The 23,168-nt window shown below is 61.8% G+C and carries 23 protein-coding genes; 7 read left to right on the top strand and 16 right to left on the bottom strand.

Annotation, left to right across the window (positions count from 1 at the left end; all coding sequences use genetic code 11):
- Positions 1 to 14: 14 nt before the first annotated feature.
- From maiA to WBK23_RS13190, 9 genes are all read right to left on the bottom strand, one after another.
- Positions 15 to 674 carry a maleylacetoacetate isomerase gene (gene maiA / locus WBK23_RS13150; RefSeq protein ID WP_424484386.1) on the bottom strand — a complete coding sequence of 220 codons (660 nt, stop codon included), beginning with the start codon at positions 672 to 674 and terminating at the stop codon, positions 15 to 17.
- Positions 664 to 1,647 (bottom strand): fumarylacetoacetate hydrolase family protein, encoded by a 984-nt coding sequence (locus WBK23_RS13155; protein ID WP_424484387.1) that lies wholly within the window; start codon positions 1,645 to 1,647, stop codon positions 664 to 666. Before WBK23_RS13155 ends, maiA begins: the two co-directional genes overlap by 11 nt.
- Positions 1,647 to 2,786 (bottom strand): homogentisate 1,2-dioxygenase, encoded by a 1,140-nt coding sequence (locus WBK23_RS13160; RefSeq protein WP_424484388.1) that lies wholly within the window; start codon positions 2,784 to 2,786, stop codon positions 1,647 to 1,649. Before WBK23_RS13160 ends, WBK23_RS13155 begins: the two co-directional genes overlap by 1 nt.
- A 4-nt stretch (positions 2,787 to 2,790) precedes the next feature.
- Positions 2,791 to 3,873 (bottom strand): 4-hydroxyphenylpyruvate dioxygenase, encoded by a 1,083-nt coding sequence (gene hppD, locus WBK23_RS13165; protein ID WP_424484389.1) that lies wholly within the window; start codon positions 3,871 to 3,873, stop codon positions 2,791 to 2,793.
- Between the two features lie 353 nt (positions 3,874 to 4,226).
- Positions 4,227 to 6,005 (bottom strand): ABC transporter ATP-binding protein, encoded by a 1,779-nt coding sequence (locus WBK23_RS13170; protein ID WP_424484390.1) that lies wholly within the window; start codon positions 6,003 to 6,005, stop codon positions 4,227 to 4,229.
- The gene (locus WBK23_RS13175) at positions 5,998 to 6,630 is read right to left on the bottom strand and encodes a DsbA family protein (protein WP_424484391.1); all 633 of its coding nucleotides are present in this window, start codon (positions 6,628 to 6,630) and stop codon (positions 5,998 to 6,000) included. Before WBK23_RS13175 ends, WBK23_RS13170 begins: the two co-directional genes overlap by 8 nt.
- Before the next feature lie 2 nt (positions 6,631 to 6,632).
- Entirely contained in the window at positions 6,633 to 7,571 is a 939-nt protein-coding gene (locus WBK23_RS13180; RefSeq protein ID WP_424484392.1) for a rhodanese-related sulfurtransferase, read from the bottom strand.
- A 199-nt stretch (positions 7,572 to 7,770) separates the two neighbouring features.
- Positions 7,771 to 8,064: a BolA family protein gene (locus tag WBK23_RS13185; RefSeq protein ID WP_424484393.1), complete on the bottom strand. Its 294-nt coding sequence runs from the start codon at positions 8,062 to 8,064 to the stop codon at positions 7,771 to 7,773.
- 12 nt (positions 8,065 to 8,076) lie between these two features.
- A complete protein-coding gene (locus WBK23_RS13190; RefSeq protein WP_424484394.1) occupies positions 8,077 to 8,577 on the bottom strand; it encodes a DUF2059 domain-containing protein in 501 nt (166 codons plus the stop codon).
- Positions 8,578 to 8,844: 267 nt separating this feature from the next.
- Between WBK23_RS13190 and WBK23_RS13195 the strand changes: the two genes are divergently transcribed.
- From WBK23_RS13195 to WBK23_RS13205, 3 genes are all read left to right on the top strand, one after another.
- Positions 8,845 to 9,855, top strand: a complete 1,011-nt coding sequence (locus WBK23_RS13195) for a DUF2804 domain-containing protein (protein WP_424484395.1) — start codon at positions 8,845 to 8,847, stop codon at positions 9,853 to 9,855.
- Between the two features lie 94 nt (positions 9,856 to 9,949).
- Positions 9,950 to 11,344: a class II fumarate hydratase gene (locus WBK23_RS13200; RefSeq protein WP_424484396.1), complete on the top strand. Its 1,395-nt coding sequence runs from the start codon at positions 9,950 to 9,952 to the stop codon at positions 11,342 to 11,344.
- Entirely contained in the window at positions 11,337 to 11,957 is a 621-nt protein-coding gene (locus WBK23_RS13205; protein ID WP_424484397.1) for an NAD(P)H-dependent oxidoreductase, read from the top strand. The genes WBK23_RS13200 and WBK23_RS13205 overlap by 8 nt, the downstream gene beginning before the upstream one ends.
- Before the next feature lie 17 nt (positions 11,958 to 11,974).
- On the opposite strand, the gene WBK23_RS13210 is transcribed toward WBK23_RS13205, so the two are convergent.
- Entirely contained in the window at positions 11,975 to 12,937 is a 963-nt protein-coding gene (locus tag WBK23_RS13210) for a DMT family transporter (protein ID WP_424484398.1), read from the bottom strand.
- Positions 12,938 to 13,220: 283 nt separating this feature from the next.
- Between WBK23_RS13210 and WBK23_RS13215 the strand changes: the two genes are divergently transcribed.
- Complete coding sequence (locus WBK23_RS13215) at positions 13,221 to 13,430, top strand: DUF6316 family protein (protein WP_424484399.1); 210 nt, start codon at positions 13,221 to 13,223, stop codon at positions 13,428 to 13,430.
- Between the two features lie 75 nt (positions 13,431 to 13,505).
- Here WBK23_RS13215 and WBK23_RS13220 read toward each other — a convergent pair whose 3' ends face one another.
- From WBK23_RS13220 to WBK23_RS13230, 3 genes are all read right to left on the bottom strand, one after another.
- Positions 13,506 to 14,690 (bottom strand): thiolase family protein, encoded by a 1,185-nt coding sequence (locus tag WBK23_RS13220; protein WP_424484400.1) that lies wholly within the window; start codon positions 14,688 to 14,690, stop codon positions 13,506 to 13,508.
- 106 nt (positions 14,691 to 14,796) lie between these two features.
- The gene (gene pap, locus WBK23_RS13225) at positions 14,797 to 16,284 is read right to left on the bottom strand and encodes a polyphosphate:AMP phosphotransferase (RefSeq protein ID WP_424484401.1); all 1,488 of its coding nucleotides are present in this window, start codon (positions 16,282 to 16,284) and stop codon (positions 14,797 to 14,799) included.
- Between the two features lie 59 nt (positions 16,285 to 16,343).
- Positions 16,344 to 16,652, bottom strand: coding sequence for a class I SAM-dependent methyltransferase (locus WBK23_RS13230; RefSeq protein WP_424484402.1), 309 nt, complete (start codon positions 16,650 to 16,652; stop codon positions 16,344 to 16,346).
- Positions 16,653 to 17,206: 554 nt separating this feature from the next.
- Here WBK23_RS13230 and WBK23_RS13235 point away from each other — a divergent pair.
- Together WBK23_RS13235 and WBK23_RS13240 are read left to right on the top strand one after the other, a co-directional pair.
- Entirely contained in the window at positions 17,207 to 18,148 is a 942-nt protein-coding gene (locus tag WBK23_RS13235; RefSeq protein ID WP_424484403.1) for a triacylglycerol lipase, read from the top strand.
- Between the two features lie 71 nt (positions 18,149 to 18,219).
- A complete protein-coding gene (locus WBK23_RS13240) occupies positions 18,220 to 19,242 on the top strand; it encodes a lipase secretion chaperone (protein WP_424484404.1) in 1,023 nt (340 codons plus the stop codon).
- Between the two features lie 52 nt (positions 19,243 to 19,294).
- Here WBK23_RS13240 and WBK23_RS13245 read toward each other — a convergent pair whose 3' ends face one another.
- Both WBK23_RS13245 and WBK23_RS13250 read right to left on the bottom strand, forming a co-directional pair.
- On the bottom strand, positions 19,295 to 19,729 hold the full coding sequence (locus WBK23_RS13245; RefSeq protein ID WP_424484405.1) for a DoxX family protein: 435 nt from the start codon (positions 19,727 to 19,729) through the stop codon (positions 19,295 to 19,297).
- A gap of 126 nt (positions 19,730 to 19,855) precedes the next feature.
- Positions 19,856 to 21,241, bottom strand: coding sequence for a transglycosylase SLT domain-containing protein (locus WBK23_RS13250; RefSeq protein ID WP_424484406.1), 1,386 nt, complete (start codon positions 21,239 to 21,241; stop codon positions 19,856 to 19,858).
- Positions 21,242 to 21,476: 235 nt separating this feature from the next.
- Between WBK23_RS13250 and WBK23_RS13255 the strand changes: the two genes are divergently transcribed.
- Positions 21,477 to 22,298, top strand: coding sequence for a TatD family hydrolase (locus tag WBK23_RS13255; RefSeq protein WP_424484407.1), 822 nt, complete (start codon positions 21,477 to 21,479; stop codon positions 22,296 to 22,298).
- Positions 22,299 to 22,314: 16 nt separating this feature from the next.
- Here the strand turns inward: WBK23_RS13255 and WBK23_RS13260 are convergent, their stop codons facing one another.
- Positions 22,315 to 23,112 (bottom strand): acyl-CoA thioesterase, encoded by a 798-nt coding sequence (locus tag WBK23_RS13260; RefSeq protein WP_424484408.1) that lies wholly within the window; start codon positions 23,110 to 23,112, stop codon positions 22,315 to 22,317.
- Positions 23,113 to 23,168: the final 56 nt, after the last annotated feature.

Raw genomic sequence — 23,168 nt, forward strand, 5'->3', positions numbered from 1 at the left:
TTGGCCGGCTGGGATTACTGTGCGTCGGGTTGCACCTCCGGCGCGGCCTGCTTAAAGGCATCCAGAGACTCACAACGCGCCGCCATGGCGAAAATGCGTGGGTACGCATCGAGGTCACAGTTAAAACGGCGCGCATTATACAGTTGCGGAACCAGGCAGGCTTCCAGATATCCAGGGCGCTCGCCAAGCGACAGACGATCATTGAACACCGCCAGCCCCGCCTCGACTGCAGCCAGGCCCTTGTGCAGCCAGTGCTGGTACCAGGCGTCCTTGGCCGCCTCGCCCACCCCCAGCTCGCCGCTCAGGTACTGCAGCACCCGCAGGTTGTTCAGCGGGTGCAGGTCGCAGGCGATATGCAGCGCCAGGGCACGCACCTGGGCGCGTTGCGCGGCATCGCTGGGCAGCAGCGCCGGCACCGGGAAGACCTCATCAAGGTATTCAAGAATCGCCAGCGACTGGGCGATGCGCACCCCACCATTGCCCTTGTCCACCAGCAGCGGCAGCAGCTCCTGCGGATTTAGCGCCTGATACTCGGCCGAGTGCTGCTGACCGCCGTCCTTGACCAGGTGCACTGGCACTTGCTGGTAGGCCAGGCCCTTGAGGTTCAGCGCAATCCGCACCCGGTAGGCCGCGCTGGAGCGCCAGTAACCGTAGAGCGTCAACTCAGTGTTCATAGCGCTCCACCGCCTGGTCGATCGCGCCGAACAGGCTGTGGCCAGCGGCGTCGAACATCTCGATGCGCACGCGGTCACCGAACTTGAGGAACGGGGTTTTCGCCTCGCCACTCTCGATGATTTCCAGCATGCGCTTCTCTGCCAGGCAGCTAGAGCCGGCGCTGCGGTCGTAGTTCGACACGGTGCCGGAACCGATGATGGTGCCGCTGCCCAGCGGGCGGGTCTTGGCGGCGTGGGCGACCAGCGTCGGGAAGTTGAAGGTCATGTCCACGCCAGCATCCGGCTGGCCGAACAGCGCACCATTGATATGCGAGACCAGTGGCCGATGCACCTTGCCATCGCGCCAGGTATCACCCAGCTCATCCGGGGTGATCGCCACGGGCGAGAAGCTAGACGACGGCTTGCTCTGATAGAAGCCAAAGCCCTTGGCCAGCTCACCGGGAATCAGGTTGCGCAGCGACACGTCGTTGACCAGCATCAGCAGCTGGATATGCCCGGCGGCCTCGGCAGCAGTTGCGCCCATCGGCACGTCATCGGTGATCACCGCGATCTCAGCCTCCAGGTCGATACCCCAGGCCTCGTCGGCCATCTGGATCGGGCTGTGCGGCGGAATAAAGCTGTCGGCACCGCCCTGGTACATCAAAGGGTCATGCCAGAAGCTTTCCGGAATCTCGGCACCGCGCGCCTTGCGCACCAGCTCGACATGATTGACGTAGGCGCTGCCATCGGCCCAGTGATAGGCGCGCGGCAACGGGCTGTGGCAGGCGCTCTGCTCGAAGGCGAATGCGCCCTGCTCCAGGCCATCGTTCAAACGCTGGTACACCGCCTCCAGCTTGGGTTTAGTTACCGTCCAGTTATCCAGCGCGGCCTGCAGGGTGACGGCAATTGCCGGGACTTCGGTGGCGCGACTGAGGTCGCGGGACACCACAACGAGAATGCCGTCGCGACCTTGATTCAGTGATGCGAGTTTCATCAGGATTCCTTGCCCGGCGCACGCCAGGAATTCACGTATTCGGGAACATCTACACCGGCAGCGGCTTCGCCGACTTCCAGAGCGCGGCGGGTGTCGATCATCACCGCCACTTCATCGATAAAGGTCGCCGGCGCTTCCTGGCTCTTCTTCAACGCCTTGGGGTGCGGGCCGTGAGGAAAGCCGCACGGATGCAAGGTGACCATGCCCTGCTCGATATTGTCGCGGCTGAAGAAGTTGCCCCGGTGGTAGAACAGCACTTCGTCGTAATCGTCGTTGTTGTGATAGAACGGCACTTTCAGCGCGCCGGGGTCGCTTTCCACCGGACGCGGAGTAAAGGTGCAGATCACAAAACCATTGGCCACGAAGGTGGTGTGCGCCGACGGCGGCAGGTGGTAACGGTGGCTCATCAGCGGGCGGATATCACGCCAGTTGAGGCGCACCACGGTGTTGTCGCCATGCCAGCCGACCACATCCAGCGGGTTGTAGGGGTAGGTCACGGTGCTGATCTGGTTGCGCCGTTTGATGCGGATCTGCCAGGTGTTTTCATCCTGCTGGGCCTTGAAGGCCTCATCGATGCGCGGATGATCGAGCACCGCCGGATCGAAGATCGCCTGCGGGCCAAGCAGGCCCTTGTCCGGCAGCTGATAGGCACCGTCGGTGCTCTCGATCAGCAGCATAAAGGTCGGCTCGCTGGCCTCGATGCGCCAGGCGGTGCCACGCGGGATCAGCAGGTAATCGCCGTCGCGGTAGCTCAGGTGGCCGAAATCGCAGTAGAAGTGCCCTGCTCCCTCATGGATAAACAGCAGGTCATCGCCATCGGCGTTGCGCACCAGATGGCGCATCGCGCCGTGGGTTTTCCACACGCGCAGTTTCACATCGCTGTTATGCAGGGTCAGCGGTGCGGCCAGCGGGCAATCACGCTCGCTGGCGATCTCGTTGAAGTCGAACGCATGGGGGCGCAGCGGCCCTTCCCAGTCGATCCAGCCGGTGGGCGGATGCTTATGGTGCAGGTGCGCGGTGGGGCCGAAGAAGCCCTCGCGACCCATCTCACGCTCGTAGGTGCCTTCGGGAAAGTCGCAGTGCGCCTGGCGCGAACACTCGCCTTCACGCAGGGGAAAACTGATCCAGTTACGGCTCATCGCATCACTCCTCGGAGATTACGCCGCGCTTGATCTGGTCTTCCTCGATGGACTCGAACAGCGCCTTGAAGTTGCCCTCGCCAAAGCCCTGGTTACCCTTGCGCTGGATGATCTCGAAGAAGATCGGGCCAATCACAGTATTGGTGAAAATCTGCAGCAGGATGCCGTCATCACCCGGCGCGCCGTCGATCAGGATGCTCAGATCACGCAGCACAGCGGTCGGCTCGCCATGCCCGGCCACGCGGGTATCGACCTTGTCGTAGTAAGTGCCAGGAGTGACCATAAAATCCACGCCATTGGCGCGCAGCTGGCGCACGGTGGCGTAGATGTCCTCGCTGCTCAGGGCGATATGCTGGATGCCCTCGCCCTGGTACTCACGGATAAATTCCTCGATCTGCGACTTGTCGTCGGCCGACTCGTTGATCGGGATGCGGATCTTGCCGCAGGGCGCGGTCATGGCGCGCGACAGCAGGCCGGTGAGCTTGCCTTCGATGTCGAAGTAGCGAATCTCGCGGAAGTTGGCGATGCGCTCGTAGAAGCCCGACCACACGTCCATCTGCCCGCGTTTGACGTTGTGGGTCAGGTGGTCCAGCTCTTTCAGGCCGACCGAGTTGTCGCTGGCCGTACGGCCCTCGATATATTCGAAGTCGACGTCGTAGATGCTCTTGTCGCCGTAGCGATCTACCAGATACAGCAAGGAGCCGCCGATGCCCTCGACACACGGAATATTCAGCTCGCCGAAGTTGGCGTGACTGCCGACCAGCGTCGCGCCGTGGGCCTCGACATAGGCCGCCGCCTGAGCCGCGTTCTTCACTCGGAAGGCCATGGCGCAGGCGCTCGGGCCGTGCTTCAGGCCGAACTCGCGCACATGCCCGGTTGGGCTGCCGTTAAGCACGAAGTTGATGTCGTTCTGCTGGAACAGCCAGACCTCTTTCGAGCGGTGCTTGGCGGTTTCGGTAAAGCCCATGGCCGTGAACAGCTGGCGCAGTTGCTGGATGCCTTCCGGGGTCGGCGCGGTGTATTCCACGAACTCGAAGCCGTCGGTGCCGATAGGGTTGTGCTGTTCGATTTTGTTCACGGCGTTCATTGCGCCTCCTGGTTGTTGTTCTGATCAGCCGCTGCAAGGGATGCAACGGCGCGGATTGATCTCATAACAACCGAGCGCAGCCCCGCTAACAAGCGGGCTCAGACCGCCTCGGCCCTGGCGTGACCGAGGCATTCGGCAAGTTTTTAATACACCCAGCAAAACAGCGTGTTTGCTGACTGCAAGCACCCGCCATGCGTAACGATAAATTTACAAAGCGGTCGATTTAACTGCCAGGTGCGAGGCTGCAGGGGCTCAGCCCTGATTGAAACCCATAACAAATCGCGGGCATGGCCCGCTCCTACGCTGGTAGGAGCCGGACATGCCCGCGAAGTAACGATGCGGTTAATGCTTTGCTAGTGCTGCAGATGGCCGTAGAGCTTGGCGTAGAGCCCACCTTCGGCAATCAGCTCTTGGTGGCCACCGTCTTCGGCGATGCTGCCGCCGTCGAACACCAACACTCGATCGGCCTGCTTAACCGCACTCAGGCGGTGAGCAATGATCAGCGTGGTGCGGCCATGCAGAAACTGGTTGAGCGCCTGGTGCAAGGCGTATTCGGTAGCGGCGTCCAGGGCCGAAGTGGCTTCATCCAGAATCACCACTTTCGGCTCAGCCAGCACCATACGGGCTATCGCCAGACGCTGACGCTGGCCACCGGAGAGGCGCACGCCGGAGCGGCCGACAATGCTGTCCAGACCTTGTGGCAAACCGCGAATGGTGTCGGCCAATTGAGCAATCTCCAACGCACGCCAGCAGGCGTCATCGCCCCGTTCACGACCCATACACAGGTTGGCGCGCACCGTATCGTTGAACAGCGCCGGATGCTGCAGCACCACCGCTACATGCTCACGCACGCCTTCCAGACCAATCTCTTCCTGGCTGCTGCCGCCAAAACGTATGGTCCCGGCCTGCGGCGTATACAGCCCGAGCAGTAGCTGCACCAGGGTGCTCTTGCCGCCGCCGCTGGCGCCGACGATAGCGACCTTCTCGCCTGGGGCGATGCTCAGGTTGAGCTGGTTAAGCACCGGCTCGTCGTTATAGGCAAAGGTCAAACCACTGACTTCGATACCCACGGTGTCGCGGCCCTTGAACGGATCGACGCGGCCGGGATACTGCGGCTCATCCTTGCGCGCCAGCAGTTCGTTGATCCGCGTTAGCGCGCCACCGGCTGCGTAGAAGGCGTATTGCAGGCTGAGCAGCTGCTCGACCGGGCCGATCATAAACCACAGGTAACTGAACACCGCGAGCATCTGGCCGATCGACAGATCGGAGAACAGCACGGTGAGCATGGCCGCGGCGCGGAACACGTCGATGCCGAACTGGAACAGCAGGCCACTGGCGCGGTTCGAGGCGTCGGTCTTCCACTGCGAGGCCACGGCATAGTCACGCACTTCCTGGGCGCGGCCACCGAGACGACCGAGGAAGAAGCCCTGGCGGTTGCCGGCGCGGATTTCCTGAATCGCGTCAAGGGTTTCGGTCAGCGCCTGGGTAAAGCGCGAGGTGCTGTCATTTTCCAGTTTCTTCAGGTGCTTGACCCGCTTGCCCAGCTGCACCGTGGCGTAGACCACCAACGGGTTGAACAGCAAGATCAACAGCGCCAGCTGCCAGTGCATCCAGATCAGGATCGCCGAGGTACCGGCCAGCGAGAGCATGGCCACCAGAAAACGGCTAAGGGTTTCGCCGACAAACTTGTCCAGGGTGTCCAGGTCGGTGACTAGGTGTGTAGTCACCGTGCCGCCGCCGAGGCTTTCGTATTCGCCCAGGGAAATGCGCTTGAGCCGCTCGATCAGGCGAATGCGAATGCGATAGACGATGTCCTTCGACAAGCGGGCGAACAGCCGCGCCTGCAGCACGTTGAACACCAGCGCGAAGCTGCGCAGCAACAGGGTCAGCACCAGCATCAGGCCGATATAGCCGGCGGCGGTTTGCCATTGCCCAGGCAGGAAGTTGTCCATCACCTTGAGCGCGGCGTCACCGTCATTGAGCAACACTTCGTCGACCAAGAGCGGCAACAGCAAGGGAATCGGCACGCTGCACAGGGTGGCCAACACCGCAATCAGGTTGGCCAGGATCAGGGCTTTCTTGTGGTGCAGGGCCAGCCGGCGGACTTCCGCCCAACTCAGGCGATCAGGCATGCGCCACACGCTCCAGCCAGCGGCTGAGTAGCGGTTGCAGGGCTTCCAGAGGCTGATAGCCATTGGTCAGCAACGCCAGTTGGCCATTGCGCTCGGCCAGCAGGGTGGGGAACCCGGCAATACCCAGATCCTGCGCCCAGCTGAAATCGGCGGCAGTGGCGGCGCGCGAGGCGGCGCTGTCGAAGGCTTCGGCAAACTCGATGCGAGGAATACCGGCGCGCTCGGCCAGGCCCACCAGCACGCTGGCGCGGGTGACGTCGACGCCTTCGGTGTAGAAGGCGCGCTGAATCAGCTGCGCCAGCGGCCAGACGCTCTGCGGGTCGAGGTTGCGCGCCGTGACCAGCGCGCGGCAGGCCGGCTCGGTGTCATAGACCAGGCCCTCGGGCAACCCGGCGTTGAAATTGAACATCTGCCCGGTACTGGCATTTACCGCCTGCCAGTAACCCAGGTAGCGCACCCGGGCGGCGGCATCGATGGCCACGCCATCACGGCGCAAACCACCGAGTACCAGCTGCAAACTGACGCCCGCGGCGGCGGCCTGCTCGGCGAGGGACTCGAGCACCGGGGCAAAGCCCCAACACCATGAACACATCGGGTCCATCACGTACAGCAAGCGTGCTTGCATGCTTAAGCCTCGCGGGATTGACGGGGGTTGTAGCCCAGCGGATGCGGCTGATTGCGCTCCTTGGCCAGTTCGATCTGGCGCTGGCGCTCGCGGGCCCCGGCACGGGTCTTCTCCGGTAGCGAGTCCCAGCAATGCGGGCAGCTGACGCCCGGGGTGTAAAGCTCGGACTGACGGTCTTCCACCGACACCGGCGTACGGCAGGCGTGGCACTGATCGTAGTCGCCCTCAGTCAGGTCATGGCGCACGGTGACGCGGTTATCGAAGACGAAGCAGTCGCCCTGCCATTTGGTCTGTTCCTGCGGCACTTCTTCCAGGTACTTGAGAATGCCGCCCTTGAGGTGGAAGACTTCTTCGAAACCTTCACCGAGCATATAGCTGGAGGCCTTCTCGCAGCGGATGCCGCCAGTGCAGAACATCGCCACTTTCTTATGCTTGGCCGGGTCGAAGTGCGCCTTGATGTAATCGGGGAACTCGCGGAACGACTTGGTTTTAGGGTCTACCGCACCCTCGAAGGTGCCAATCGACACTTCATAGTCATTGCGCGTATCGATCAGCAGCACTTCGGGGTCTGAGATCAGCGCGTTCCAGTCCTTGGGCTCAACGTAGGTACCGACCTTCTGGTTCGGGTCGACACCGGGCACGCCCAAGGTGACGATTTCCTTCTTCAGCTTGACCTTGGTGCGATAGAACGGCTGCTCGTCGCAATAGGACTCTTTGTGGTCGATATCGGCCAGACGCGAGTCCAGGGCAAACCAGGCCAGCAGGCCATCGATAGCGGCGCGCGAGCCGGACACGGTGCCATTGATGCCTTCTTCGGCGAGCAGCAAGGTGCCTTTCACACCGCTATCTAGCATGCATTGCAGCAACGGCTCGCGCAGTGCGTGAAAATCAGGCAGGGAAACGAATTTGTATAGCGCGGCTACAACGACTTTCTCGGTCATGCAGATGTCCTTCAGTAGTCGCCCACGTAAAGGGCGGACTGGGATATAAAAATGGCCAGCTGCCGCTTTAAACGGCTGCGGACCACAAACAAAACCGCCGGCGCTAGGCCGGCGGGGTGTGCAGTTTACTGCCCTTGGGGCAAACCGTGTAGAGGCGAATTGCCTCAGAACCGGCGCAAAGCCGGCTTTAAGCCGGTTCTCAGTGGCCGCCCTTGCAGGTCGGTGAAACCGGAGCCACACCCTGCTGCGCCCACTCATCAGGGGTGTAGGTGTGCAGCGCCAGGGCATGCACCTGGCCCATCAGCTCGCCCAGACTGGCATACACCTTCTGGTGGCGTTTGACCGCATTCAGGCCGGCAAACTGCTCGCTGACGATTACCGCCTTGTAATGGGTTTCCAGGCCACGGCTGTGCATGTGACTTTCATCCAGCAACTCTAGGTGCTGCGCTTGCAGCGGGGCCAAGGCCGCCTGCAACAGATCTATTTTCGGCATTGGCACAATCACTCAGGGCTTTTTCGGGGCCAGTTTGGCCGTCATGTCTGCCAGCAGCTGGTTGACCTTGGGCACGGCAGTTTCCAGCTTGCCTTGGGTCAACTGCGCCGATTGCGCGGTCAGCGTCGGCATCTTTTCCAAGACTTTCTTGCCCAGCGGCGACTCATAGAAGCTGATCAGCGCCTTCATTTCCTGCTCACTGAAGGTACTGGTGTAGAGCTTGACCATATCCGGCTTGAGCTTGTCCCAACCGACTGCCTGCTCAAGCGCGGCATTGGCCTGGGCCTGGTAGGTTTCCAGCACGGCCTTTTCGCTTTGCGGCGCATTGCTCTCGGCAAAGCGCTGAGCAAACATCTGCTGCACCTGGGCATACACCGGCACAGCCAGTTTGTCCGCACGCGCCAACAGCAGGAAGCGCTCGGCATCGGCGGCGTGGCTCTTGGCATCAGCCAGCACCTGAGCACTACCGCACGTCAGTATTAACGCGGCGCATAAGGCAGAGAAACGTGACATGAACTACTCCTGAATGAGGGAAAAGAGCCCAGTTTGACTCCAAGGCACGCATTCTGTGCTCAAGCACTCACCACACTCAAGTGCGTCGCCAGCGAGGTGAGCCTCACACTGCAACTGTGCACTGGCGCACTGCCTGCTTAAAGGCCAAAATGCCAGCACTTGCCGAGTTGACGAATGCCTGTGCATGCTCGCCAACATCAGCCATTTTCTGTTTCAGCGTGCCGCCGCTCACAAGGCGAGGCACCAGCACACACATGGACGTGTTCGATGAACAGCTTCACCCAACCAGAGCCTTTCGCCGCCACTGCGCTGTGCGACAGCCGCGGCCAGCTTAACCCGCAGGCCATTGGCTGGTCGCCGCGGCCTATGGTGGATTGCGCCATCCCCGGACACTTTGGCCGGCGCAAACGCTGGAATCACTGGTGCATTACCACCCCACAGTGGGTGTTATCGCTGACCCAGGCCCACCTCGACTACCTCGGTTATGCCGCCGCCTACTTCCTCGATCTGGAAAGTGGCCAGTCCATCGCCTATAGCCAGCTCCGCCTGTTTGGCATCGGCTGTGACCTGCCGGATCAACCGCAGCAAAGCCACGAATTCAACCACCCACGCCTGCAACTGCGGGTGGCCGAACACACCGGGCGCACCCGCATCAGTGTCAGCGCGCCGGACATTGGCGGCCAACCTCTGCATGTCGCACTGGATATCCAGCGCCCCGCTCACCTCGACTCGGTCAACCTGATCGCACCACTCGGGCAAAGCAGCTTCCACGCCACCAGCAGGCAGCTGGGGCTGCCGTGCAGTGGCAGCGTGCAACTGGGCAAGCAGCACTACAGCTGCGTCAACGGGCAAAGTTTTGCCTCCCTGGATTTTGGCCGCGGCGTCTGGCCGCTCAATAGCCACTGGACCCGCGCAGCCTTTGCTGCACCTGGCGGCATCGCCGGTAACTTTGGTGCCGGCTGGACCGACCACAGCGGCCTGTCGGAAAACACCCTGTGGTTTGGCGGCGAGCTGCAACACCTCGACGCCCCCATCAGCATCAGCCAGACCGCGCATAACCTCCTCGCGCCCTGGCGGCTGAACAGCGCGGACGATGCGGTCAACCTGACCTTTACTCCGCGTCAGCGCCATCAGGCCTACCCCCGACTGGGCCCCTTCTATGCCGATACGCAGCAATGGTTTGGCCATTTCGACGGTGTTCTGCGAGGCCCGGAAGGCGAACGCGTACCGGTCAACAACGCCCTCGGCTGGCTTGGTGAAACCCACGCGCGCTGGTAATTGCCGCGGCGGTTGAACCTCTGCCGTGCGCCGGCGACCTAAGCTGAACGTAACAGCCTGTTATTCGCCACGCGCAACCTGCAGGAGAGCCGTCATGAGTCGCATTGAAACCGACAGCCTGGGTCCGATTGACGTCCCTGAAGACGCTTACTGGGGCGCACAGACCCAACGTTCGCTGATTAACTTCGCGATTGGCCAGGAACGCATGCCATTGGCCGTGGTGCATGCCCTGGCGCTGATCAAGAAGGCCGCCGCGCGGGTCAACCAACGCATCGGCGATCTGCCGGCCGACCTTGCTCGGTTGATTGAGCAAGCCGCCAACGAAGTGCTTGCCGGCCAGCACGACGCGCAGTTTCCCCTGGTGGTCTGGCAGACCGGCAGCGGCACCCAGAGCAACATGAACGTCAACGAGGTGATCGCCGGGCGCGCCAACGAACTGGCCGGTACGGGCCGTGGTGGCAAGAGCCCGGTGCACCCCAACGACCATGTCAATCGTGCGCAAAGCTCCAACGACAGCTTCCCTACGGCCATGCACATCGCCGCCGCGCAAGCGGTGCAACAGCAACTGCTGCCGGCCATTCGCGAACTGCGTGACGGCTTGCAGGAACAGGCCGAGCGCCACTCTCACCTGGTCAAGACCGGGCGCACCCATATGATGGACGCCACCCCGATCACCTTCGGCCAGGAACTGTCGGCCTTCGTCGCCCAGCTGGGCTATGCCAAACGGGCGATTCAACAGGCGCTGCCGGCGGTCTGTGAACTGGCCCAGGGCGGCACGGCGGTGGGCACCGGGCTGAATTCGCCGCAGGGCTTTGCCGAGGCCATGGCCGCCGAGCTGGCCGCTTTGAGCGGCCTGCCGCTGGTCAGCGCGCCGAATAAATTCGCCGCCCTGGCCGGCCATGAACCCCTGGTGCAATTGTCTGGGGCCTTGAAAACCCTGGCCGTGGCCCTTATGAAGATTGCTAACGACCTGCGCCTACTCGGCTCGGGGCCCCGCGCAGGCTTTGCCGAAGTACGCCTGCCGACCAACGAGCCTGGCAGTTCGATCATGCCCGGCAAGGTCAACCCGACTCAATGCGAGGCGCTGTCGATGCTGGCCTGTCAGGTGCTGGGTAACGACACCACCATTGCCTTTGCCGCCAGCCAAGGCCACTTGCAGTTGAACGTGTTCAAGCCGGTGATCATCCATAACCTGCTGCAATCGGTACGATTGCTCGCCGATGGTTGCCACAACTTCCAGCAGCACTGCATCGCCGGCCTGCAACCGGATGCGGCAAAAATGGCCGAACACCTGGAGCGTGGCCTGATGCTGGTCACCGCGCTAAACCCGCATATTGGTTACGACAAGGCGGCGGAAATCGCCAAGAAGGCTTACCAGGATGGCAGCACACTGCGCGAAGCCGCGCTGCAACTGGGCTACCTGAGCAATCAACAATTCGACGCCTGGGTGCGTCCCGAAAGCATGCTGGAGGCAGGTCAACATGAGTGAAGAAGCAAAGAGCGGCGCGACGCCACTGGAAGGTGACGGCAAACGTATTCTGATGATTCTCGGCACGCCGAAAAGCAGCAGCTTCTGCCATGCCCTCGGCGAGGCCTATGCCCAGGGAGCACGCAGCAAGGGCCATGTGGTGCGCCAGCTGAAACTGGGCGAACTGGCCTACGACCCGGTGCTGCGAGACGGTTATGAGCAAAGCCAGACCCTGGAGCCTGACCTGCTCGAAGCGCAGCGGCAGATCCACTGGGCCGAGCATCTGGTATTCGTTTACCCGGTCTGGTGGGGTGGTATCCCCGCCTTGCTCAAAGGCTTCTTCGACCGCACCTTTCTGCCCGGCTTTGCCTTCAAATACCGTAACCGCTCGCAACTGTGGGACAAACTGCTGACCGGCCGCACCGCCGACCTGCTGGTGACCATGGATACACCGGCCTGGTACTTTCGCTGGATCTATGGCGCGCCGGCGCACCGGCAGATGACCCGCACCATTCTCGGTTTCAGCGGCATCAAAACCCGCCGTCTGAGCGAGTTCAGCCCGATACGCCCGTCCACCGAAGAGCAGCGCCAGGGCTGGTTGCGCCGCGCCGAGGCATTGGGCCTAAAGGCCTGAACACCTGCTTCAGAGCACTAGATCAATGCGGCTAAACGCGCCTTACGGGCGCGCCAACCGGCCAGCAGCGAAGGCCCTAATGCCGTCAGGGCCGACCCCAGCACCACCAGCACTGCGCCGCCATAGGCCAACCAGTTGATCTGTTCGGGCTGCACATGCTCCGGCCACCAACTGGCCGCCAGCGCTACCGAGGCGAACGTCACCAATGGCGTAATCGCCAGTGCCGCGCTGACCCGCGAAGCCTCCCAGTGCGCCAGCGCCTCGGCAAATGCGCCATACGCCACCAGAGTATTCAGGCAGCAGGCAAACAGCAGCCAACCTTGCAGCGGGCTCAGCGCCAATGCCTCTAAGGGCTTCACCCAGGGCGTCAGCAACAGTGCGCATGCCAGATAGATCACCATCATCACCTGCAACGAGTTCCACACCGTCAGCAGCTGCTTCTGCGCCAGGCCATAAAACGCCCAGACAAACGCAGCCAGCAGCACTATCAGCACCCCGGTGGTGTAAGTGCTCATGGAGGTCAGCAGCTCATCCAGGCGCTGGTTGAAGAACAGCGCAAAGCCGATCAGCAACACCAGCAGACCCAAGCCCTGGCCCAGACTGAAGCGCTCACGGAAGACAAACAGGCTGCTGATCAGCAATAGAATCGGCGCAACCTGAATCACCAGCTGTGTGGTACCTGGGCTGAGCATATTCAGGCCGACCAAGTACAGCACATAGTTGGCGGTCAATCCGGCTATCGCCAGTAGCAGCAACCACACGCCCTTCTTGCCTAGCGGGCGAAACGCCGGCAAGCGTTTGCTCGCGGCCAGGTAGGCCAGCAAGATCGAACCCGAGACCAGCAAGCGATACCAGGTCACCGTGACCGGGTCCATCACCTGCAACACCTCTTTGAGCTTGATCGGCAGCACGCCCCACAGCACCGCCGTCAGCAGTGCGAGGAACAGGCCATATAACCAGCGCCCGGAAGAAATATGCATATCACCCTCGAAAGCCGCCTGGCACTCATCAGCCAGTGCGGGCAGCAAAAAGCCTCATTCTAGGGCGCAGCCTGCCACCAGCACAGCCACAGTTCGGCGCGGCTATATCGCACGACTGTACTGGCCAATAGCGCATTTCCGTCACCTACTTGACGCCAAAAAATTAAAAATAAGGCCAAAAAGTACCAATTCTCGGCAAAGCCGACCATTTGTCGTTAATTCCCGCACCGCAGAAAACGCCGATTAGACTGACAACAGCAGCTCATTTGCGGGAGGTTTACCTATGTTTGGCCAACGTAATATCGACCACAACCCCGGCACCCATTACCGCAGTGCACGCGTCAGCGCGGTCAACGGGCAGTACTTCTTCTCGACCCGCGAGGGCACGCTGGAAGGCCCCTACTTCAACCGAACGGATGCCGAACGCGAGATCGCCTTCTATATCCGTCGAATGATTCAGGCCAACGACATCATCGAGAGCCGCGCGTTCTAGAACGCAAAACTACAGGCAATAAAAAACCGCGATTGCTCGCGGTTTTTTATTGCCTGCCATTTATGCTGACGCTGATCAGCGCACCGCTTCAAACAGCCCGGTTGCGCCCATGCCGCCGCCCACGCACATGGTAACGATGCCATAGCGCAGCTTGCGGCGCTGCAGTTCACGCACCAGATGACCAACCTGGCGCGAGCCAGTCATACCGAACGGATGGCCGATGGAAATCGAGCCGCCGTTGACGTTGTACTTGGCGTTGTCGATTTCCAAACGATCGCGGACATACAGGCACTGCGAGGCGAACGCCTCGTTGAGTTCCCACAGGTCGATATCAGCAACGCTCAGGCCCTTGGCCTTGAGCAGTTTTGGCACCGAGAACACCGGACCGATGCCCATTTCGTCCGGCTCACAGCCGGCGGCAACAAAACCACGGAAGAACGCCAGCGGCTTGAGGCCCAGCTCGATGGCTTTTTCCAGGCTCATCACCAGGGTCATCGAGGCGCCATCGGACAGCTGCGAAGCGTTGCCCGCAGTGACCGAGCCATCATCGGCAAACACTGGCTTGAGCGCCGCCAGGCTTTCCAGAGTGGTGTCGGCACGGTTGCAGTCGTCATGGGCGACGATGCCGTCGACGATGCTCTTTTCACCGCTGGCCTTGTCTTCGACCTGATACTTGACGTGCATCGGCACGATTTCATCGGCGAACAAGCCTTCGGCCTGAGCCCGTGCAGTACGCTGCTGGCTTTGCAGGGCGTAGGCATCCTGCGCCTCACGGCTGACGTTGTAGCGACGCGCGACGATCTCGGCCGTCTGCCCCATCGGGTAATAGATACCCGGCACATCTTTCTGCAGCAGCGGGTTGAACAGGTTCTGCGTGTTCATGCTCTTCAGGGTCATGGTGATCGACTCGACACCACCGGCGACGATCACATCGCTGCAGCCGGACGCTACCTGGTTGGCGGCAATCGCAATGGCCTGCAGGCCAGAGGAGCAGAAACGGTTGAGGGTCATGCCCGCCACATTGGTGCCCAGGCCTGACAGCACCGCGACGTTGCGACCGATGTTCATGCCCTGCGCGCCTTCGTTGGAGCCGGCCCCGACGATGCAGTCATCCACCAGCGCCGGGTCGATACCGGTACGCGCCAGCAGTGCATTGACGCAATGAGCCGCCATGTCGTCTGGACGGGTCAGATTGAACTTGCCACGGAAGGACTTGGCCAAACCAGTCCGTACGCTGTCAACGATCACCACTTCACGCATGCCGCACCTCATTGCTATTGGGGGGTTGAAGATAGGCTGAGAATAAGGCCGAGCAATCTCTGCCGGCGATGATCATTCATCAGGCGTATGCGGCCACATCCCGCAGTCAATCCTTGGCAAAGGCCGCCGCCAGCGCCCGGTTGATGGTGCGCAGCACCTTGATCCGGGCAAAGCGCTTGTCATTGGCTTCTACCAACGTCCAGGGCGCGATTTCGCTGCTGGTACGGTCGACCATATCGCCCACCGCGTCGCGATACAGCGGCCACTTCTCGCGGTTGCGCCAATCTTCCTCGGTAATCTTGAAGCGCTTGAAGGGGATCTGCTCACGCGCCTTGAAGCGCGCCAGCTGGGTGTCCTGATCGATCGACAACCAGAATTTCACCAGTACTACACCGGCTTCGCAGAGTTGCTCCTCGAAGTCATTGATCTCGCCGTAAGCGCGCAGCCAGTCGCCCGGACTACAAAAGCCCTCGACCCGCTCGACCAGCACCCGGCCGTACCAGGAGCGATCAAACACGGTGAACTTGCCGCGTGGCGGCAGATGTCGCCAGAAACGCCACAGATAAGGCTGCGCACGCTCCTCCTCGGTGGGCGCGGCGACCGGCACGATGCGGTACTGGCGTGGGTCGAGCGCGCCGATCACGCGGCGAATCGCCCCGCCCTTGCCTGCCGCATCATTGCCTTCGAACACTGTCACCAGCGCGTGCTTGCGCATACGTTTGTCGCGCATCAACGCCGACAGCTGCGCCTGCTCAAACGCAAGCTGCTCTTCGTAAGTGTCTTTATCGAGTGCCTGGCTCATGTCCAGGCTGTCGAGCAGGCTGCGGCTATCCAGGCTGGAGGTCAGCGGCGCGGCATGCGGCTGCGCCGCGGGCAGGCTGTTGGCCTTGAGTGCCGCCTGCAGGCCATCGAGCAAAATGCGCCCGACCGTCAGGCTGCGGTAATACTCATCGACGCCTTCCACCACATACCAGGGCGCATAGTCACGGCTGGTGCGGCGCAACACGCGCTCGCCAACCCGCACGAACTTGTCGTAGGTTTTCGATTGCTGCCAGTCCAGCGGGCTGATCCGCCAACTGTGCAGCGGATCGTCCTGCAGCGCCTTGAGACGGGCCTTCATCTGCCGCTTGGACAGATGAAACCAGAACTTGAAGATCAGCGTACCTTCGTCGCAAAGCATGCGTTCCATGCTCAGGGTGCCGTCGATGGACTGATCGAGCACGGCGTTCTTGATCCGCCCGTGCACCCGTGCCTGCAGCATCTGGCTGTACCAGTTGCCGAAGAAGATGCCGATGCGCCCCTTCGGTGGCAGCTGCCGCCAGTAGCGCCAGGCCGGCGGCCGGGCCAGCTCTTCATCGGTCTGCTGATCGAAGGTGCTGACCTGAATCAGCCGCGCATCCATCCACTCGTTGAGCAGCTTGACCGTCTCGCCCTTGCCCGCACCCTCGATGCCGTTGATCAGGATGATCACGGCAAAGCGGCCTTGCTGCTGCAACTCGTACTGCGCCTCCAGCAGGGCTTCACGCAGCGCCGGAGCCTCGGCCTCAAAGGTTTCTTTATCGATGCAGCGGCCGATTTCGGCAGACTCGAACATAGCCAACTCCCTGACAATATCGCATGAGCCTAGCGCGTTAGCCGAGCAGCTGCACCCGGTCAACGCCGGGTAATCAGCCCTTGCTTGGCCACCCGCGTCAGCTCGCGCACAGTCTCGTGCAGGCGTTCGGCGCTAGGGGCCTGGATCACGGCCATGTCGAAGTGATTGCTGGCAAAGCGCGCCAGTGACTCACCGTCATGCACAAAGTTGATCAGGAAGGTACGCGGCCCTGGCCAGCGCTTGGGCCAGCCGTCGAGGTAGCGCAACAGGGTTGGCTGATGGCTGCCGCCGAGGAGGATTTTCGGATTATGCAGAGCCCGCCCGGAGGTGATCGGGGCTAGGCGAATAAGCGGTTGGGGACAATTCATCTGGGTGTCTCCGCCTCATTAATTCCGCTGGGCAGCGGTGAGAGGCGACACCGAACCAGCGCTTTAGCGGTATTTCGAAGCCTCCGTGGAGTACTTCTCAGGGCCTTGTCTCCAAGTAACCCGGCGCCCCGCAAGTAGCTGTTTAAATCGGCGCATGGGTCAGCATCCTAGAGAAGCGCCCGTAAAGCTGTCAAGGCGCGGGCCAGAGCCAGCACACAGCGCCAGCCCAACCACCCTAACCTTTGATTGGCCACGGCCAATCCGAGCCTCTTACCGCGCCACGCAAGGCTCGCATCCACTGCCCTGACACCTGTATTTGAGGCCCGAATCTGCCGCCATCCCGTTTCAGCGCGTAACAGCCTGCGCGACCACGGCCTATCACGATCCGCGGCTGCTAGCGCTGCAGAGCCCGTGGCAGAGCGCTGGCGGCCGGTTAGCGGCGAACTGGCATGTTTTCTGCGATAGCCGCTGGGCTGATGTACACGCCACGGGATGGGCGTTTTGGCTGCACGGATTGCGCTGACTGCCCTGACTAACCCCTAGCGAGAGCACCCATGAACAACAATAAAACTCTGCTCGCCCTTTGCCTGGGAGCCGGTTTACTGGCCTCCGGGCAAACCCACGCCTTCTGGTTCGGCTCATCCGGCTACACCCAAACCAAATACCCGGTGGTGCTGACCCACGGCATGCTCGGTTTCGACAGCATCCTCGGCATCGACTACTGGTACGGCATTCCGGCCGCCCTGCGGCGCGACGGTGCCAGTGTGTACATCACCGAAGTCAGCCAGCTGAACACCTCGGAAGCCCGTGGCGAAGAACTGCTGGCTCAGGTCGAAGAAATTGTCGCGATCAGCGGCAAGCCCAAGGTCAACCTGATCGGCCACAGCCATGGCGGCCCGACCATTCGCTATGTGGCCGCCGTCAGCCCGCAACTGGTGGCCTCGGCAACCAGCGTTGGCGCGCCGCACAAAGGCTCGGCCACAGCCGACTTTATCCGCCAGGTGCCGCCGGGTTCTGCTGGTGAAGTGTTGCTGGCCGGGATCGTCAACGGCCTCGGTTCGCTGATCAACTTCCTCTCCGGCAGTTCCAGCACCTCACCGCAGAACGCCCTCGGCTCGCTGGAGTCACTCAACAGCCAGGGCGCGGCAGTGTTCAACGCCAAGTTCCCGCAAGGCATCCCGACCAGCGCCTGCGGTGAAGGGGCCTACAGCGTCGGCGGCGTGCGCTACTACTCCTGGAGTGGCACCAGCCCGACGACCAATCTGCTCGACCCCAGCGACCTGCTGACCGGCGCGGGGTCGCTGACCTTCAACGAGGCCAACGATGGCCTGGTTGGCAGATGCAGCTCGCACATGGGCAAGGTGATCCGCGACAACTACCGGATGAACCACCTCGACGAGGTCAACCAGGTCTTCGGCCTGACCAGCCTGTTCGAGACCGATCCGGTCACGGTCTACCGTCAGCAGGCCAACCGCCTGAAAAACGACGGCCTGTAATGAAGCGTCCGAAGGCTGCTGCCTGCAGCCTTCGGACACCTGCCTCTGCCCCGCTGGATTGAAGGCTGCCTGTGAAAAAATTCCTGCTGTTCTCACCCTTGCTGTTTGCCGCCTGCCTGGCGCTGATGCTGTACCTGAAACCGCTGGACATCCCCGCCAGCCTGGGCAGCGCGCCGCTCACCACGCCAGCTGAACCTGTACTGGCAGCCACACCCATAACACCGGCCAGCGCCCAGCCTGGCGTACCAACAGCGCTTAAAAACCTGCCAGCATCCTTCGGCGGCACTACGGTTGACGGCGTATTTCGCCTGGATGCGGCCGGCAACCTGATCATCAGTGAAGATATCCGCCGAATTTTCGACTACTTCCTCTCCGCCGTTGGCGAAGAACCGCTGCGCGCCAGTGTCGAACGCCTGCAGGCCTATATCGTCGAGCAACTGCAATCCCCGGCCCGCGAACAGGCGCAGGCGCTGCTGACGCAATACCTCGACTACAAACGCGAGCTGGTCCTGCTTGAGCGCGACCTACCACAGATGGCCGATATAGCTGCACTGCGCCAGCGTGAGGTGGCGGTGCAGGCGCTGCGGGCGCGGATCTTCGATGCACAAACGCACCAGGCCTTCTTCGCCCGCGAAGAGGCCTACAACCAGTTCACCCTGCAGCGCCTGGCGATTCAGCATGACTCCAAACTGGATGCTGCCGGCAAGGCCGCGGCGGTCGACCAATTACGCGACAGCCTGCCCGCCGAGATGCAGGACAGCGTACTGCCACAGCTGCAAACCGAGCTGCGCCAGCAAACTGCGCAACTGCAAGCCGCCGGAGCCAAGCCTGAACAGATTCGCCAACTGCGCCAGCAGCTTGTCGGAGCTGAAGCCACCCAGCGTCTCGAAGCCCTCGACCAACAACGCCAGAGCTGGGGCCAACGGCTTGAACGCTACCGCAATGACAAAGCCGCCATCGAAGGCAATCAAGGCATGAGCGCCAGCGATCAACGCGCCGCCATTGCCCAACTGGCTGCCGACAACTTCGACGAACGTGAACGCCTGCGCCTGGATGCCGCGCTGCAACTGGCACAGAGCAAGCAGCAGCCCTGAAATGCAAAAGGCCCACACGAGGTGGGCCTTTTGTTCTACTGCATGCCTAGCCTTAGCCAGCGATACGCTTATCCAGCGACAGCTTGCCCGCGCCTTCAATCACCACCGCGATACTGATGGCCAGCAGCGCCAAGGCGAACTCGTAGCCGTTGTTGCTCATAAAGAAGCCATTAGCCAAATGCACCGTGGCAATCGCCACCACCATGGTCACCGCCAGCACCGCAGCAGCTGGGCGAGCCAGCAGGCCGATGATCAAGGCAATGCCGCCAAAGAACTCGGCGCTGCCCGCCATCAAGGCCAGCAGATAACCCGGGGCCAGGCCAATGCTTTCCATCCACTGGCCTACGCCTTCCAGGCCGTAACCGCCAAACCAGCCAAACAGCTTCTGCGCGCCGTGGGCGGCAAAGGTGATGCCGGCGATGATGCGCAGCACGGTCAGGCCATAACCAGCTTGGGTAGCAACAACAGATTTGATCAGAGCGTTCATGTGCAGCAGTCCTTGTAGTGGGGAGTTGATGGAGCCCATATTAGATTAACGAACCGATAATAAAAGCCGATAAAGCCGCTATTAAATATCGAATAAATTAATAAATATCAGATTCCAGTGCGCTCGCTATGGCTCCAGCAGATAGCGCTCGCGGTCATAAGCAAGGTAGTACTTATTCACGCTATTCACATAGCTGACCACGCCCATGCCCACCTGCTCCATGGCCACCCGCTCGACCTGAAAGAACCACTGATTGGGGTTCAAACCCCGTCGGCGCGCTTCCGCCCGCAAGCTCTGCACACGCTGCGGGCCCATGTTGTAGCCGGCCAGGATAAACGCCATGCGCTCGCGCTCGTTCAACTGCGGGCTGTTGAAGTAGTTGCGGCGGATCGCGGCCAGGTACTTGGCGCTGGCCTTCACGTTGTTATCCAGCACGCCAATATTGCTCACGCCAACGCTGCGCGCCGCCGCCGGGGTGATCTGCATCAGCCCGGTAGCACCGCCCGCTCCGCGTGCGGCCGGGTTAAGCGTCGATTCCTTGAAGGCCAGCGCCGCCAGCGCCAACCAATCGAAATTCTGCTGGCTGGCATGCCGCTGCAACACGGCACGGACTTTCTCCAGACGCTGACGTTCCGTACGTCCGAGCGGATAGTGCACTTTGTACAACCGCCGGTAGACCCGCTGGAAGGCCGCATCCTGGTCGGCCGGCTCGTGATAGCCCTGGATAAAGCGATCGATGCTCGCTCCCAGCATTGGCGTATCGCGCCGCACGTACCAGCGCATGTCGCCATCACGGGACAAGGCCAGGTGGCGATCCAGGCGCAGTTTGGGCATGACCTTGGCCCAGCGTTCGGCAATCGGCTGCTCGACCGCCGTCACACTGAAGATGCCGGCCTGAACCATTTCCAGCACGTCCTCGACCGCCAGGCTAGGGTCGACCCACTCAACGATGATCGGCGAACGCTTGCTGTCGATCAGCCGCCGATTGATCACTCGCACCGCCTCGCCGGCAACGCTGCCCGCCGGCAACGCCAGGCTGCGGCCGGATAACTGTTCGAGATTCTGGTAATTGCGGTTGCCCTTGCGGGCAACGATGATCAGCGGCACGTCACGGCGAATCGCCGCGCTGGCGCTGAGCTTGCTGCCGCGTGGGGCATTGAGCAGCTCGCCGGGCGCAACCAGGTCGCCCTCGCCGCGCTGCAAGGCGGCCAGCAGTTGATCCTTGGCCCGTGGAATAACTTTCAGTTTGAGGGTGCGGCCATCGCGCGAATTGCGATTGAGGTACTGCTCGAAAGCGCGCAGACGCTGATACTCGACGCCGATGCTCTGCCCCTTGACCTCGCCCGAGCTGTTGCGGCTCTGGTTGACCAGCACGCGCAATTCGCCGCTGCTGCGAATGCTCGCCAGGTCCCGCGCCGCGTTGGGCCGCTCGACCTCCAGCGGGCCAGCCACGCGCGCAGCCGCTGTGCAGGACAGCAGCAACAGGCAGCAGGTGAGCAGCACTCGCAACATCAAGGCTCCAAGACGGGATCGACCGACAGGTCGATGCAGCGGATCATCTGAACGTGCTGCGTGTAGGACAACTGGCCGCTAACGCGGGGCGCGGAGGGTCGCACAGCCCGCCCATGGATGCCAGCCAATTGACCTAGACAACCTCACGAACAGCGCTCAACCAATTGTATTTATTGGCTTTCAGCCAAATAAAAAAGCTCTGCTATGCTGCCCAGTCAATTCAGTAGGTAGCACCATGCAACTCATCGACATCGGCGTCAATCTGACTCACCCAAGCTTTGCCGAACAACGCGAAGCCGTGCTCGCTCGCGCCTATGCCGCAGGCGTGCAACAGCTGCTGCTGACCGGCACCAGCCTGAGCGAAAGCCAGCATGCGCTGGAGCTATGCCGCCAGTTGGATGAGACTGGCAAGCGTTTGTTCAGTACCGCCGGCATTCACCCGCATGATGCCAGCAGCTGGAATAGCGACAGCCACAGCCAGCTCAAAGCCTTGTTGGCCGAGCCCGAGGTACACGCCGTGGGTGAATGCGGGCTTGACTTCAATCGCGACTTTTCGCCGCGCCCGCAGCAGGAGCAGGTGCTGGAAGAGCAACTGGCCCTGGCGGTCGAGCTGCAACTGCCGGTGTTCCTGCATGAGCGTGATGCCGATGAGCGCCTGCTGGCGATTCTGCGGCATTACCGCGACCAACTGCCGGCCGCCGTGGTGCACTGTTTTACCGGGGAAAAACGCGCGCTGTTCAACTACCTCGACCTGGACCTGCACATCGGCATCACCGGCTGGATCTGCGATGAGCGTCGCGGCACTCACCTGCATCCTTTGGTCAAGTCGATCCCCGCCGGTCGTCTGATGTTAGAAAGCGACTCGCCCTTTCTGTTGCCGCGCAGCCTGCGGCCCAAGCCGAAAAGCGGGCGCAACGAGCCGGCTTTTCTGCGTGAAGTGCTGCGTGAAATCGCCGTGCACCGTGGCGAGTCGGAGCAGGCGCTGGCCGATCACAGCAGCGCCTGCGCGCGGGCGTTTTTCCAGCTACCGACGCTCAATCCGGTTGCGCCGCAATGATCACACCGCTGGCGTATTAACCGAAAACCGCAACGGTCTGCCGACTGATTGCCAGCAGCTCACCAGCAGGCGACCACAGTGCAGCTGCAACATGGCCGTAACCATCGCGGGCATGTTCGATCTGTGCGCGATACAGGCACCAGTCCAGGGTGCTCAGTTCGCTCATCGGCTGCACAAACTCGATGGTCCAGGTCAGCGAACTGCCCGGCGCCGGTGCGCTCAGGTGCGGCAATACCGCTGGCGGCCAGGCATCTACCAAAGCCAACAAGTGGGCTTCATTGACTTGCTCGGCCTCACCTTGATCACGCAGGCGCACCCAGCCGCCCATTTCCCGCGAAGGGTTATTGGTAAACGGCATGCCGCCAAACGCCCAGCGCATCGCCAAGAAACGAGTGAACTCCGGGGTGACGTTGGGGATATACGGCAGTTCCTGGCAGTCCTCGACCGCCGTGGCCTGCGGTGCCGGATCGGCGACTACATCAATGCGCGACTCGCGCCCGGCACCGAAGCTGCCCTGCACCAGAGTCACCACCTGGCCATCCTGCACCGCGCGGCCAAGCACCTGGCTGACCGCCTTGCCTTCGCGCAGCACTTCAATTTCAAAACTGACCGGAAGATCCGGCGCTGCCGGGCCGACAAAGGTAATCGCCAGCGAGCGTGGCGGCCGACCGGCAGGCACCTTGGCGCGCATCGCCTCATACACCAGCGCCGCGACCAAACCACCAAAACTGGCGCGGCCTTGCCCCCACCGCGCCGGAATAATTACCGATTGCGGATTGTCACGTACCGCCTGGAGTAATTCTGAAAAACCCATAACCACCTCAAGAGGTAAATATCCGGGGGTGATCTTAGGGCAAAGCCAGGTGACGA

This window comes from Pseudomonas sp. (assembly GCF_049653025.1).
In the GTDB taxonomy this organism is placed as follows: Bacteria; Pseudomonadota; Gammaproteobacteria; order Pseudomonadales; family Pseudomonadaceae; genus Aquipseudomonas.